The following is a 14,048-nucleotide window of genomic DNA, read 5'->3' on the forward strand; positions in this document are numbered from 1 at the left end:
TCGGCTCCTGCTTAAGGCCGCGGGGCGGCGTCAGTGACCACGCAGGACCTGGGCAACGGTCGCGGCGTTGTGGGCGAGGTGCAGCGGATTGATCGTGCCGACAATAGCACTGGCGACGCCCGGCTGAGCGAACAGCAACTCGAAGCTGGCGCGCACCGGATCGACTCCCGGACTCAGACAGACATGACCGCTGGCCAGGGCTTTTTTGACCAGAATGGCTTTGCCGTGGGCAGCAGCATAGTCAATGACCGCCTTTTCGTTTTGTTCGTTCAGATTGTAGGTGACCATCGCGCAGTCGCCTTGCTCCAGCGCCTTCAAGCCGCCTTCGACGGTTTTTCCGGAAAAACCGAAGCCGCGAATCTTGCCCTCGGCCTTCAGCGCCGCGAGGGTGGCGTATACCTCTTCGTGCTCGAGGATGGCCATGTCGTTGCCATCGGAGTGCACCAGAATCAGATCGATAAAATCCGTTTCCAGACGTTGCAGGCTGCGCTCGACCGACATCCGCGTGTGCGCAGCGCTGAAGTCATGGCGTGACATGCCATCGGCAAACTCTTCGCCGACCTTGCTGACGATCACCCAGTTCTGACGCTGACCACGCAGCAGCGGGCCGAGGCGTTCTTCGCTGCGACCATAGGCCGGCGCAGTGTCGATCAGGTTGATGCCCAGGTCGCGCGCCTGGCGCAGCAGCATGCGCGCCTCGTCGTCGCCGGGAATCTGGAAACCGTTGGGGTATTTCACCCCTTGGTCGCGGCCGAGTTTGACCGTGCCCAGGCCCAGCGGCGAAACCGTCAGGCCGGTGCTGCCCAGCGGGCGATGGAGTTGGTGCAGAGTGGCGATGGTCATGGCAGCAGTTGCTCCCAGGCGGGCACGCCGAGCGGCGGTTTCGGCAACGGCGGCAACGGCTCGGTCGCTTGCGGCTGGATGCCGTCGTGTTGCAGCAAAGCGATGACCCGGTCGGCGAAGTCCGGCGCCAGTGCCAGTTTGGTCGGCCAACCGACGAGCAGACGACCTTCCTCGGCGAGGAACGCGTTGTCCGGGCGGGTCAGACCGGTCTGCAGCGGCTCGGCACGGTCAACCCGCAGGGTCGCCCACCGCGTGGTGCTGAGGTCGATCCACGGCAGCAATTGGGCGATTTCCTTTTGCGCGGTGGCGATCTGCTCGGCCGGCTCGCGGGCCACGCCTTCGCTTTCGGCGATATCGCCGCCCATGTACCAGACCCATTGGCCGTCAGCCGCCGGGTGCGTGGTCACGGTGATGCGCGGTTTGCTGCCGCCGCCCAGGCAGTGGGCGTACAGCGGTTTCAGGCCAGGGCCCTTGGCGAGGATCATGTGCAGCGGCCGGCGTTGCATGGCCGGCCGGCTCAGGCCCAGGGCTTCAAGCAATTGGGCGGTGCCGGCGCCAGCGCTGAGGACAATGCGCTGGGCGCGGATTTCGCGGCCATCGACTTTCAGGCCGACCAGTACGCCCGCCTCCAGCAGCGGCTCGATGACCTGACCGGCGAGCAGACCGTCACCGGCGAGATCAGCCAGGCGCTGGATCAGGCTCGGTACATCGACCACCAATTCGGCGAGACGGTAGACCTTGCCCTTGAAACGCTTGTCTTGCAGGGCCGGCGGCAGGTCGTCGCCCTTGACCTGATCGACCCGGCCACGCACGGCTTTGCTGGCGAAGAAACTGGTGAGGTTGCCGGCGAGGGTGCCTGGCGACCACAGGTAATGCGCTTCGGACAGCAGGCGCACTCCGGACAGATCCAGCTCGCCAGTCCCGGCCAGCGCTTCACGCCAGCGGCGCGGCATGTCGGCGATCGCTTCCGAGGCGCCGGTCAGTGCACCGTGCAGCGCGTACTTGGCACCGCCGTGGATGATGCCCTGGGACTTCACGCTCTGCCCGCCACCGAGGCTGGCGCTTTCCACCAGCACGGTCGAAAAACCCTGGCGGCGCAGGCGCGCATTCAGCCAGAGGCCGGCGACGCCAGCGCCGACAATCAGAACGTCGGTGGAAATAACGGATGGCATGCAGCGACCTCAGTGTTCAAGACGAGGGCGCAGTATACAGACTCGGGAAAAGGACGGATTTGTCGATGATCAACTGGCTGAGCGCGAAACCTGTAGGAGTGAGCCTGCTCGCGATGGCGGTGTAGCAGACGACATGAATGTTGAATGACAGACCGCTATCGCGAGCAGGCTCACTCCTACAGGGGAGATGTGTTTGTCGTTAATGCCCGGCGGTCTTGGAAAACAGCTGGATCACGACGACGCCGAGCACAATCAGCGCCATCCCCAGCATCGCCGGTACGTCGAGCTTCTGCCCGTAGATGAACAGCGCCGCGACGCTGACCATGACGATGCCCATTCCCGCCCAGACGGCGTAGGCAACGCCCACCGGTACGGTGCGCACCACCAGCGTCAGCATCCAGAATGCGATCCCGTAGCCGACGATGATCAGAATCAGCGGCAGTGGCGTGCTGAAGCCTTTGACCGCTTTCATCGAAACGGTGGCGATCACTTCGGCGCAGATGGCGATGGCCAGATAGACGTAGGCGTTCATGATTTCAATCCCTCAGATAAATCGTTGCTTGCTGAGGCGATATTCTAGGGATTGCCCAGATGGGGTAAAGTCATTACCTATCTGTTCTGAAGATGGGTTGAAACAGGCATGCAATGGAATCTCGAGCAGTTGCGGGTATTTGTCGACGTCGCCGAGCAGCGTTCGTTTTCCGCCGTGGCGCGGCGGCAGCGCAAGGCGCAATCAGCAATCAGCAGCGCCGTTGCGATGCTCGAAGAGGATTTAGGCGTGAGCCTGTTCGAGCGCAGCAGTGGCCGCCAGCCGATTCTCACCGAGGCCGGCGAGGCGTTGCTGGAAGAAGCGCGGGAAGTGTTGCGCCAGTGCGAGCGCCTCAATGGCCGCGCCATGGCCATGCTGCGCGGCCAGGAGGCGCAGCTGCGTGTGGCCCAGGACGAGGCGATGCCGTATCAGGCGCTGGTAGAAAGTTTCGGCGAGCTGGCCGAGCAGTTTCCCAGCCTGGAAGTGCAGTTGACCAGCGCCGCCCAAGGCGAAGTTGCGCGCAAACTGGTCGAGCGTCGCGCCGATCTCGGCCTGCTGTTCTATCACGATGAAATCCCCGAAGCCCTTGAGCGCCGCGTGCTGGGTCGTGTCGAGATGGTCACGGTGTGCGGCATCAATCACCCGCTGGCTCAGCAGTCTTACGTGACCTGTCAGCAACTGGCGCAGCACCGACAACTGCTGATGTCGACGCAGACCAGCGTCTATCCCGGCAACGAGCCGGCCAGCCCACAGGTGTGGCGCGCCGACAGCTTCTACGTGATGTCCGAATGGCTGGTTCGCGATCTCGGCTGGGCCTGGCTGCCGCGCCACGTTGTGCAGTATTCGGCGTATCAAGGCCAGATGATTGAACTCGACAGCGAATGGACGCCGCCGGCGCTGGTGGTGGAGCTGGTCTGGCGCCGCGACGAACCGCTCGGCCCGGCCGCGCGTTGGCTGGCGGAACGTTTTGCCGTGCACTTGCGGGCGATCGGTGACAAAAGCCGATAAACTCCGCCGCCATGAATAGAACTCTCTACACCGTGCTGTTTTACCTGGGGCTGCCATTGGTGGCGATTCGGCTGTGGCTGCGCGCGCGCAAGGCGCCGGCGTATGCCAAACGCATTGGCGAGCGCTTCACGCTTGGCATGCCGACGCTGCAGCCCGGTGGCATCTGGGTGCACGCGGTGTCGGTGGGCGAAAGCATTGCCGCCGCGCCGATGATCCGCGCGCTGCTGGAACGCCATCCGGCGCTGCCGATCACCGTGACCTGCATGACCCCGACCGGCTCGGAGCGGATTCAGGCGCTGTTCGCCAATGAGCCGCGCATCCAGCACTGCTATCTGCCGTATGACTTGCCGTGCGCAGCGGCAAGATTTCTTGATCGGGTGCAGCCCAAGCTTGCAGTGATCATGGAAACCGAGCTGTGGCCCAATCACATTCATCAGTGCGCGAAGCGCGGGATACCGGTGGCGCTCGCTAACGGACGCTTGTCCGAGCGTTCGGCGCGTGGTTATGGCCGCTTCAGCAAACTCACGGCGCCGATGCTGGCGGAAATGAGTTTGTTCGCCATACAGACCGAAGCCGAGGCCCAGCGCTTCCGTGATCTCGGCGCGCGTCCGCAAACAGTCGAAGTCACCGGCTCGATCAAGTTCGACCTGACCATCGACCCGCAACTGCTGCAACGCGCAGCCGAGTTGCGCAGCCAGTGGCAGGCACAGGACCGCCCGGTGTGGATCGCCGCCAGCACCCACGAAGGCGAAGACGAGGTGCTGCTTGATGCCCATCGTCGCTTGCTGAGCAGTCATCCCGATGCATTGTTGATTCTGGTGCCACGCCATCCGGAGCGCTTCAACTCGGTGTTCGAACTGTGCCAGCGCGAAGGCTTCGCCACGGTGCGTCGTTCGACCGGGGCCAATGTCGATGCGCAGACGAGCGTGTTGCTCGGCGACACCATGGGCGAGTTGCTGTTTCTCTATGCCTTGGCCGACAGCGCCTTCGTCGGCGGCAGTCTGGTCCCGAACGGCGGGCACAACCTGCTCGAACCTGCCGCGCTGGCAAAACCGGTGCTCAGCGGCCCGCACCTGTTCAACTTCCTCGATATCGCCGCGCAGATGCGCGAAGCCGGGGCGTTGGTCGAAGTCGATGACGCCGAAGGCTTGGCGATTGAAGTGCAGCGCTTGTTCGAATTGCCCCGCGATGCGCAGCGCATGGCTGAGGCCGGGCTGGCGGTGATGCGCCGCAATCAGGGCGCGTTGCAGCGCCTGCTGGACAGCTTGGGCAGATTGATCAAGTAAGCAAAAAGATCGCCGCCTTCGGCAGCTCCTACAGGGAAATGCATTCCAACTGTAGGTGCTGCCGAAGGCTGCGATCTTTTGTTTTTAACGCTTAAGGCCGGGCTTTGAGCTGTGCTTCAGCAGCCTTGGCCAGATCCGGCGGCAGGAAGTCCTTGTCCGGGTTGTAGTCGGCTTTCAGATAGCGCCGCAGATCTTCCAGGTCACCCGGATTCAACGTTCCCGCCGCTTGCTTCAGGCGCAGGTTGTCGAGGATGTAGTCGTAGCGGGTGTTGTTGTAGTTGCGCACCGAGGTGTAGAGCTGGCGCTGCGCATCAAGGACGTCGACGATGTTGCGCGTGCCGACCTGATAACCGATTTCCGTGGCTTCCACGGCGCTCTGGTTGGAGATGATCGACTGGCGGCGCGCCTGCACCTGCTCGACATCGGTGTTCACCGCGCGGTGCAGATTACGGGTGTTTTCCACCACCTGCCGGCGCAGCGATTCGCGCTGCTGTTCGCTCTGATCGAGTTGCGCATAGGACTGACGCACTTGCGAACTGGTCAGCCCGCCGCTGTAGATCGGGATGTTCAGTTGCAGGCCCAGGGTGCTCTGCTCGACGTTGCCGCCGTAGGGGACGCCGAAGGAATTCGGGTTGCCGAAACCCAGTGCGTCGTTGTCGCCTTTCTCGTATCTCGCCACCGCGTCGAGGGTCGGCAAGTGGCCGGCCTTGCGCTGCTTGAGCGTCTGCTCGGCGGAGCTGACCGCGTAGTTGCTGGCGAGCAGATTAAGGTTCTGCCGCGCCGCCGTGTCGACCCAGGATTTCGCATCGTTGGGCGCCGGCGGCAGGATCGGCAGCGTATGAACGATGCCCTGAATCGAGTTGTACTGACGGTTGGTCAGGGTGATCAACGCCTCGAAGGCGTCATCGACCTGACGCTGGGCGACGATGCGGTTGGCCCGTGCGGTGTCGTAACTGGCTTGCGATTGCAGCACATCGGTCTTGTCCGAGAGGCCGACATCGAAGCGCTCGTTGGACTGGTCGAGCTGACGTTTGAACGCCGCTTCTTCAGCCTTGGTCGAGGCCAGATTGTCCTGGCTGCGCAGTACGTTGAAGTAGCTTTCGGCCGATTGCAGGATCAGGTTCTGCTCGGTGGCCGAAAGTTGCAGTGCGGCCTGCTCGTTGACGTCTTTGGCCGCTTGATACTGGAACCAGCGATCGGCGCGGAACAGCGGCTGCGCCAGCGTCGCCTGATAGGAATGCGCGCTGCGGTTGGCGATGGCCGAGGGCTGGTCGATCGAGGTGCGCACGTCGGCGACTTCGGCGCCACCGGACAGGTTCGGCAGCAGACCGGCGCGGGCCTGGGGCACTACTTCTTTCTGCGCACCGTACTGGGCGCGGGCCGCCGCCAGATCGGCGTTATTGTCGACCGCTTCCTGATAGACGCTGACCAGATCGGTTTTGGTCGACAAGGGTGCTTCCGCTGCCCAGGCCATTGTGTTGGACGCACAGGACACGGCAACAGCCAGTGAAAGTTTGCGCAGCATGAGGCGATCCCTAGCATGAATATTATGGAAGTAATCCGGGCGCCAAAGGTAAGGCGCAGCCCGCGCAGCGTCAAGGCTGAGCCGGGCCAAGCGAGTGTAGTTGCGCATTGCTCCGGCAACAATCGGGCAAGCCTGTGTATTTACGCCATTCATCAAGGCGTTCGCTGCGGTGTTGGCGTTCCCCGGCGGTTGTGTCTAGACTGGCCGGGTTCTTGTCGGGGTGCCTTGCTATGAGGCTGAGATCGAATAATTTCGGATCCCGTTGAACCTGATCAGGTTAGCGCCTGCGTAGGGAACAAGATTTCTCGTCACCCGGCGAGTCCTCTTGTGCTTCGTCCGGGATATTGTTCGACAATCGAACGCTCATGGCGAATGCACAGCACCGGTCCTGGTGCGTCCGTGCCTTTCAGGTTCTGCTCCGACAATCCACTGCTGGATGCTGTCTGGAGAGCCCGTGATGACAACAAAAGAAAATAACGCGATCAATCTGAGTGACTCGGCCAAGGTCGACGAGCAATCGGTCAAGCCGTTCACCCGTTCGCAAAAAATCTACGTTCAGGGCTCGCGCCCCGACATCCGCGTGCCGATGCGCGAAATCAGCCTCGATGTAACCCCGACCGACTTCGGCGGCGAGATCAACGCGCCGGTCACCGTCTACGACACCTCCGGCCCGTACACCGATCCGAATGTCATCATCGATGTGCGCAAAGGTCTGGCCGATGTGCGTTCGGCGTGGATCGATGATCGCGGCGACACCGAGCGCCTCGCCGGTCTGAGCTCCAACTTCGGCCGCGAACGCCTGGCCGATCCGGAACTGACCAAACTGCGCTTCGCCCATGTCAACAACCCGCGCCGCGCCAAGGCCGGGCACAACGTCACGCAGATGCATTACGCACGGCAGGGCATCATCACGCCCGAGATGGAGTTCGTGGCCATCCGCGAAAACATGAAGCTGGAAGTGGCTCGCGCCGCCGGCCTGCTCGATCAGCAACACCCCGGCCACAGCTTCGGCGCCAGCGTGCCGAAAATCATCACCCCCGAATTCGTCCGTGACGAGATCGCCCGTGGCCGCGCAATCATCCCGGCCAACATCAACCACACTGAACTGGAACCGATGATCATCGGGCGTAACTTCCTGGTGAAGATCAACGGCAACATTGGCAACAGCGCCCTGGGTTCTTCGATCGAAGAAGAAGTGGCGAAACTGACCTGGGGCATTCGCTGGGGCGCGGACAACATCATGGACTTGTCCACCGGCAAGCACATTCACGAAACCCGCGAGTGGATCATCCGCAACTCGCCCGTGCCGATCGGCACCGTACCGATTTATCAGGCACTGGAAAAAGTCGGCGGCGTTGCCGAAGACCTGACCTGGGAGTTGTTCCGCGACACGCTGATCGAACAGGCCGAACAGGGCGTCGACTACTTCACCATCCATGCCGGCGTGCTGCTGCGTTACGTGCCATTGACCGCCAAACGCGTGACCGGCATCGTCTCCCGTGGCGGTTCGATCATGGCCAAGTGGTGCCTGGCGCATCACAAGGAAAACTTCGCCTACACCCATTTCGAAGAAATCTGCGAAATCATGAAGGCCTACGACGTCAGCTTCTCGCTCGGCGACGGCCTGCGTCCGGGCTCGATTGCCGACGCCAACGACGCCGCGCAATTCGGTGAACTGGAAACCCTCGGCGAGCTGACCAAGATCGCCTGGAAGCACGATGTGCAAACCATGATCGAAGGCCCGGGCCATGTGCCGATGCAGTTGATCAAAGAGAACATGGACAAGCAGCTCGAATGCTGCGACGAGGCGCCGTTCTACACCCTAGGCCCGCTGACGACCGACATCGCCCCGGGTTACGACCACATCACGTCCGGCATCGGTGCGGCAATGATCGGCTGGTTCGGTTGCGCGATGCTTTGCTACGTGACGCCGAAGGAGCACCTGGGCCTGCCGAACAAGGATGACGTGAAAACCGGGATCATCACTTACAAGATCGCCGCGCACGCAGCGGACTTGGCCAAGGGGCATCCCGGCGCGCAGATTCGCGACAATGCGCTGAGCAAGGCGCGTTTCGAATTCCGTTGGGAGGACCAGTTCAACCTCGGCCTGGATCCGGATACCGCGCGTTCCTATCACGACGAGACCCTGCCGAAGGACTCGGCCAAGGTCGCGCATTTCTGCTCGATGTGCGGGCCGAAATTCTGCTCGATGAAGATCACCCAGGAAGTCCGCGAATACGCGGCCAACCAGCGCATCGATGCGGTCGACGTGGACGTCGCCAAAGGCCTCGCGGAGCAGGCCGAGCGGTTCAAGAAGGAAGGCAGTCAGCTGTACAAGAAAGTCTGACCGAGCGGCGCTCACCTGTGGCGAGGGAGCTTGCTCCCGCTGGCCTGCGAAGCAGGCCCAAAATCAGTCACCGCGTTCTGGCAGTCAGAATTGTGGTGACCGGATGGGCGGCTGCTTCGCAGCCGAGCGGGAGCAAGCTCCCTCGCCACAAGGGTGATCAGCGACCCAAAACAATAAGCTCCCTGAGATATTCCTGTGAACATTCAACCCGGCACCTATTCCCCCGATCTCGCCGTCCCCGCTGCAAAGCGTGTCTTCGGTGGTCGCGACCTGTTTTCCCTGTGGTTCTCCCTCGGCATCGGCCTGATGGTTTTGCAGACCGGCGCATTGCTCGCGCCGGGCCTGGGTCTGTCCGGCTCGTTGCTGGCGATTTTCCTTGGCACGCTGGTGGGCGTACTGCTGCTGGCTGCGGTCGGCGTGATCGGCAGCGACACCGGCCTGTCGTCGATGGCGGCGCTGAAGCTCAGCCTCGGCCGCAAAGGCGCGAGCCTGCCGGCGTTGCTCAATCTGCTGCAACTGATCGGCTGGGGCTCGTTCGAAATCATCGTCATGCGCGATGCCGCCAGCCTGCTCGGCACCCGAGCGTTCAGCGAAGGCTCGCTGTGGGCCAATCCGATGCTGTGGACGCTGTTTTTCGGGGCGCTGGCGACCTTGCTCGCCGTGAGCGGGCCGTTGACGTTCGTGCGGCAGATTCTGCGCAAGTGGGGCATCTGGCTGCTGCTCGCGGCGTGCCTGTGGCTGACCTGGAACCTGTTCGCCAAAGCCGACCTCCCGGCACTGTGGGCGCGTGCCGGTGACGGTTCGATGCCATTCGCCGTGGGCTTCGACATTGCCATCGCCATGCCGCTGTCGTGGCTGCCGCTGATTGCCGATTACTCGCGTTTCGGCAAGCGCGCGAAGAACGTGTTTGGTGGCACGGCGGTGGGTTTCTTCATCGGCAATTTCTGGCTGATGAGCCTTGGCGTCGCTTATACCCTGGCGTTTGCCCCGAGTGGGGAAGTCAACGCGTTGCTGTTGGCTCTGGCGGGCGCCGGTCTGGGCATTCCGCTGCTGCTGATTCTGTTGGATGAGTCGGAAAACGCTTTCGCCGATATTCATTCGGCGGCGGTTTCCAGCGGGATTCTTTGGCGTCTGAAAGTCGAGCATCTGGCCCTGGCCATCGGCGTGATCTGCACGCTGATTGCCCTGCTGGCGCCATTGGCGCAGTACCAGAATTTCCTGCTGCTGATCGGCTCGGTGTTCGCGCCGCTGTTCGGCGTGGTGCTGGTCGATCACTTCATCCTGCGCAAGCGCAGCGCGCAGGTCGCCTCAGCCGCATTGCGCTGGCCGGCGTTGCTGGCGTGGCTGGGTGGGGTCAGCACTTACCACTTGCTGGCGAATCTGTACCCGGAGGTCGGCGCCACCCTGCCGGCGCTGGTGCTGGCAGGGCTGCTGCAACTCATCCTGGGCCGGGCTTTCAGTTACGGCCGGGAAACAGCTCAGGCTTGAGAATGCCGTTCAGGCGCGGATAAGGAATCTTCAGTTCGACGTGGCCCAGCGCGTAAGGTGCAATGGTGGTCACGTCGTACTTGAGGATCACGCCGCCGTAGGTCAGCGCCACGTGCGGGGTTTTGACGAACGGCCAGTTCGCGACGAATTCAGCCTCCTGATCGAGTTTGGTGCTGATCAGCCAGCTGTTGTGCGCCACTTGTGCGGCTTTCCAGAACGCCTCTTCCTGACCCGGCAGCAACATGTCCGACAGGTTCAGCACCTTGTGCTGCTGGCGCGAATAGTTGATGAAACCGCGACCCGGAGTGCCATGGGCGCCGCCGGTGTCGAGGTAGCTCGACAGCTCGATGATCACCAGTCCGTCATGCTGCTCGCGTACTTTTGCTTGCAGGTAGCTGCTGTTGCGCGGGCCGGCGCTGGCCAGGAACTGCTCGCGGTAGGCGGCCAGGGTTGGCGCTACGGGTGCGTTCTTCTCGGTGCGGGTCATTTGCAGCAGACGCTTTTCGATGATGCCGTCCAGTGCCGGCTCATCCGGGAAGCGCAGGGTGTCGATGTTCACCAACGGGCAATCGGGGTTGGAACAGCCGGGTTTGAGTTGTTCCGAGGCGTCGCGGGTGGTTTCCAGCGGCGTGCGGTAGTTGGGCTGGAACAGGCTGGCACACGCGCCCAGAGTCAGGGCAATAGCGGCCACAGAGGCGATTTTGAAAAGCGACATGGGCGTCCTTTCGAAAGCAGGGGAAGGCGAAAAGTTACCGCTTCGACTCTCAACGAGGCAGTCAGTTCGCCACTAAGCTAATTAGAGTGGGTTTCACCGTCACCGTCCATCCCGCTGACGGTAAAGGGGCTGCATCAAACGGTGCGGGCGCGTTAGGATGGCGCGAAGTCGAGGTTGCCGGTTGTACTCGGAAACCTCGTAATGGATGTGCAGTAAAGAGGATGATTATGACTGACTTTGCCAACGCCATTCCGACCGCCGTCGATATTGTGCGGCGCGAAAAATGCTACGAGGGCTTCTACAAGCTCGACCGTGTGCACCTGCGCCATGAATTGTTCGCCGGTGGCATGAGCCGCGAGATCAACCGTGAAATCTTCGTGCGCCACGATGCCGTGTGCGTGTTGCCTTACGATCCGCAGCGCGATGAGGTGGTGCTGATCGAGCAGTTTCGCGTCGGCGCCATGGGCAAGGCCGACAACCCGTGGCTGGTCGAACTGGTCGCCGGTCTGATCGACAAGGATGAGCAACCGGAAGAAGTTGCTCACCGCGAGGCGCAGGAGGAAGCTGGGCTGGACATCAAGGCGTTGTGGCCGATGACCAAGTATTTCCCGTCGCCGGGTGGCAGCAACGAGTTCGTGCATTTGTATCTGGGGCGTTGCAGCACCGACGGCGTCGGCGGTCTGCACGGGCTGGAAGAAGAGGCCGAAGACATTCGCGTTACGGTCTGGGCATTCGAAGATGCCTTGCAGGCCGTTCGTGACGGACGTATTGCCAACGCGGCGAGCATCATCGCCTTGCAGTGGCTGGCGCTGAACCGCGCCGAAGTGAGGGGGCTATGGTCGTAAACAAGCTGCGCGATCGTTATCGGGTTGACCTCGTGGGGCTGCAAGCCGCCTGCGAGGCCAACTACGCGCGCCTGATGCGACTGCTGCCGGACATGCGCAACGAACCCGAGGCGCGGCGTATCGCCGTAACCCAGGGCGAGCAGATGCTCGGCGTGCTCGCCCTCGAAGTGCTGCAGACCTGCCCGTACACCACGACCTTGCAGGTGCGCCAGGAGCACAGTCTGCCGTGGTTGCCGGTGCCGCAACTGGAGGTACAGGTCTATCACGACGCGCGCATGGCCGAAGTGGTCAGCGCCGAACATGCACGACGCTTTCGCGGCATCTATCCTTACCCGAACGCCGCCATGCACCAGCCTGATGAGAAGGCCCAGCTCAATGTGTTCCTGGGCGAATGGCTGAGTCATTGCCTGGCGTTGGGGCACGAGTACGAAGTCGTTCGCTAGTTGTGAACTGCGTCCGCTTCGGCGGTTTCCCCTTTGTGTCATCCCCCAGCATAATTGCCGCACCCATTCATTGCGTGCCTTAGCCCGGGAGAACGCTTTGTCCAGCGTATCGACATTGACCAGCGCCGACCCGGCACTGCTCGTGCAGTTGTCCGACAGCCACTTGTTCGCCGAAGCGGACGGCAAGCTGCTGGGCATGAAGACCCGCGAAAGCCTGCAAAGGGTCATCGACCTGGCGTTGGGGCAACAGCCGCGGATCGACCTGGTGCTGGCCACCGGAGATATTTCCCAGGACGGCACGCTGGAGTCGTATCAGGCCTTTCGCCAACTGAGCGCGCAGATCGATGCGCCAGCGCGCTGGATTCCCGGCAATCACGACGAGCCGATGGTCATGGCCGAGGCAGCGGTGCAGAGCACGTTGCTGGAGCCGGTGGTCGATATCGGCAATTGGCGGGTGACGATGCTCGACTCAGCCGTGCCGGGCTCGGTACCGGGCTATCTGCAGGACGATCAATTGCAGTTGCTGGCGCGCTCGCTGAGCGAAGCGCCGGAGCGCCATCATCTGGTGTGCTTGCATCATCATCCGGTGTCGATCGGCTGCGCGTGGATGGAGCCGATCGGCCTGCGCAACCCGGAAGCGTTCTTTGAAGTGCTGGATCGCTTTCCTCAGGCTCGCGCGGTGTTGTGGGGGCATGTGCATCAGGAAATTGATCGTGACCGCAATGGCGTGCGCTTGATGGCCTCGCCTTCGACGTGCATCCAGTTCGAGCCGGGGAGTGCGGATTTCAAGGTCGGCGAGCAGGCGCCGGGGTATCGGTGGTTGCGGTTGTTGCCGGATGGGCGGTTGGAAACCGGGGTTGAGCGCGTTACCGGTTTTGCTTTTACCGTTGATTACGGTTCCGAAGGTTACTGATTTTCGATCAAGAGCCCCTCACCCCAGCCCTCTCCCGGAGGGAGAGGGGGCCGACCGAGGTGTCTTTCGCGATCCGCCGACCTGCAACGGCGGTGGCGATTATGGATTCGCCAAATCACTTTCAAGTCGGTGTATCTCTTTAATATCCCCCAATCAGTCCCCTCTCCCTTTGGGAGAGGGCTAGGGTGAGGGCCGCTCCCGCTGAATGACCAATTTCTCGAAACCACCCCCAATCCCATCTTCTCTCCCTGTAAACTCCGCAAACCCAAACCGACAGCCAGGGAGCTCAAATGTCCGGTTCGATCCTCTATATCCACGGTTTCAACAGCGCGCCGGCCTCGAAGAAGGCCTGTCAGCTGGTCGCGGTCATGGAGCGGCTGGGATTGAGCGGGCAATTGCGCGTGCCGGCGCTGCATCACCATCCGCGCGAAGCCATCGGTCAGCTCGAGCAGGCAATCGCCGAGCTGGGCCGGCCGTTGCTGGTGGGAAGTTCGCTCGGCGGCTACTATGCGACTCACCTGGCCGAGCGCCATGGCCTGAAAGCCTTGCTGGTCAATCCGGCGGTCAGCCCGCACCGGATGTTCGATGGTTATCTGGGCACGCAGAAAAACCTCTATACCGATGAAACCTGGGAACTGACCCACGACCACGTCTCGGCGCTGGCCGAACTGGAAGTGCCGGCGCCGCAGGATCCGCAGCGTTATCAGGTCTGGTTGCAAACCGGCGACGAAACGCTGGATTATCGCCTCGCCCAACAGTATTACCGCGCCTGTGCCTTGCGCATCCAGGCTGGCGGCGACCACAGTTTCCAGGGCTTTGCCGGGCAATTGCCGGCGTTGCTGAGTTTTGCCGGCATGGCTGCCGATATGTATCAGGCAATCGATTTCACCACGCTGTGAAGTCTTGCCCCTCTTTCATGAATGACTGACGACGA

At 62.2% G+C, this 14,048-nt stretch carries 13 protein-coding genes and 1 riboswitch; of the genes, 8 read left to right on the forward strand and 5 right to left on the reverse strand.

What is annotated here, in order from left to right:
- Window positions 1-30: 30 nt before the first annotated feature.
- The 3 genes from BLU71_RS24385 to BLU71_RS24395 form a co-directional block, all read right to left on the reverse strand.
- Window positions 31-843 (reverse strand): aldo/keto reductase, encoded by an 813-nt coding sequence (locus BLU71_RS24385; RefSeq protein ID WP_083354059.1) that lies wholly within the window; start codon window positions 841-843, stop codon window positions 31-33.
- Complete coding sequence (locus BLU71_RS24390) at window positions 840-2,015, reverse strand: NAD(P)/FAD-dependent oxidoreductase (RefSeq protein WP_083354060.1); 1,176 nt, start codon at window positions 2,013-2,015, stop codon at window positions 840-842. The genes BLU71_RS24385 and BLU71_RS24390 overlap by 4 nt, the downstream gene beginning before the upstream one ends.
- Window positions 2,016-2,214: 199 nt before the next feature.
- Window positions 2,215-2,547 (reverse strand): DMT family transporter, encoded by a 333-nt coding sequence (locus BLU71_RS24395; RefSeq protein ID WP_042607775.1) that lies wholly within the window; start codon window positions 2,545-2,547, stop codon window positions 2,215-2,217.
- Between the two features lie 108 nt (window positions 2,548-2,655).
- Here BLU71_RS24395 and BLU71_RS24400 point away from each other — a divergent pair, with 108 nt between their 5' ends.
- Window positions 2,656-3,552: a LysR family transcriptional regulator gene (locus BLU71_RS24400; RefSeq protein WP_042607776.1), complete on the forward strand. Its 897-nt coding sequence runs from the start codon at window positions 2,656-2,658 to the stop codon at window positions 3,550-3,552.
- Window positions 3,553-3,563: 11 nt separating this feature from the next.
- Window positions 3,564-4,838, forward strand: coding sequence for a lipid IV(A) 3-deoxy-D-manno-octulosonic acid transferase (waaA, locus tag BLU71_RS24405; protein WP_083354061.1), 1,275 nt, complete (start codon window positions 3,564-3,566; stop codon window positions 4,836-4,838).
- A 91-nt stretch (window positions 4,839-4,929) separates the two neighbouring features.
- Here the strand turns inward: waaA and BLU71_RS24410 are convergent, their stop codons facing one another.
- A complete protein-coding gene (locus BLU71_RS24410) occupies window positions 4,930-6,363 on the reverse strand; it encodes a TolC family outer membrane protein (protein WP_042607778.1) in 1,434 nt (477 codons plus the stop codon).
- Between the two features lie 206 nt (window positions 6,364-6,569).
- Window positions 6,570-6,675: riboswitch (TPP riboswitch) on the forward strand.
- 145 nt (window positions 6,676-6,820) lie between these two features.
- On the opposite strand from BLU71_RS24410, the gene thiC reads away from it, so the two are divergent.
- Together thiC and cytX are read left to right on the forward strand one after the other, a co-directional pair.
- Window positions 6,821-8,710, forward strand: coding sequence for a phosphomethylpyrimidine synthase ThiC (thiC, locus tag BLU71_RS24415; RefSeq protein WP_083354062.1), 1,890 nt, complete (start codon window positions 6,821-6,823; stop codon window positions 8,708-8,710).
- A gap of 195 nt (window positions 8,711-8,905) precedes the next feature.
- On the forward strand, window positions 8,906-10,198 hold the full coding sequence (cytX, locus tag BLU71_RS24420) for a putative hydroxymethylpyrimidine transporter CytX (RefSeq protein ID WP_083354063.1): 1,293 nt from the start codon (window positions 8,906-8,908) through the stop codon (window positions 10,196-10,198).
- Here the strand turns inward: cytX and BLU71_RS24425 are convergent.
- A complete protein-coding gene (locus BLU71_RS24425; RefSeq protein ID WP_016771974.1) occupies window positions 10,167-10,913 on the reverse strand; it encodes an RsiV family protein in 747 nt (248 codons plus the stop codon). The genes cytX and BLU71_RS24425 overlap by 32 nt on opposite strands.
- 227 nt (window positions 10,914-11,140) lie before the next feature.
- On the opposite strand from BLU71_RS24425, the gene BLU71_RS24430 reads away from it, so the two are divergent.
- The 4 genes from BLU71_RS24430 to BLU71_RS24445 all read left to right on the forward strand — a co-directional run bounded on the left by BLU71_RS24430 (window position 11,141) and on the right by BLU71_RS24445 (window position 14,013).
- A complete protein-coding gene (locus BLU71_RS24430) occupies window positions 11,141-11,758 on the forward strand; it encodes an NUDIX domain-containing protein (protein WP_024011344.1) in 618 nt (205 codons plus the stop codon).
- Window positions 11,749-12,201 (forward strand): DUF1249 domain-containing protein, encoded by a 453-nt coding sequence (locus BLU71_RS24435; protein WP_016771972.1) that lies wholly within the window; start codon window positions 11,749-11,751, stop codon window positions 12,199-12,201. Before BLU71_RS24430 ends, BLU71_RS24435 begins: the two co-directional genes overlap by 10 nt.
- 97 nt (window positions 12,202-12,298) lie before the next feature.
- Entirely contained in the window at window positions 12,299-13,114 is an 816-nt protein-coding gene (gene cpdA, locus BLU71_RS24440; RefSeq protein ID WP_083354064.1) for a 3',5'-cyclic-AMP phosphodiesterase, read from the forward strand.
- A gap of 290 nt (window positions 13,115-13,404) precedes the next feature.
- On the forward strand, window positions 13,405-14,013 hold the full coding sequence (locus BLU71_RS24445; RefSeq protein WP_083354065.1) for a YqiA/YcfP family alpha/beta fold hydrolase: 609 nt from the start codon (window positions 13,405-13,407) through the stop codon (window positions 14,011-14,013).
- Window positions 14,014-14,048: the final 35 nt, after the last annotated feature.

The sequence above is a fragment of the Pseudomonas moraviensis genome, assembly GCF_900105805.1.
GTDB lineage: Bacteria > Pseudomonadota > Gammaproteobacteria > Pseudomonadales > Pseudomonadaceae > Aquipseudomonas > Aquipseudomonas moraviensis_A.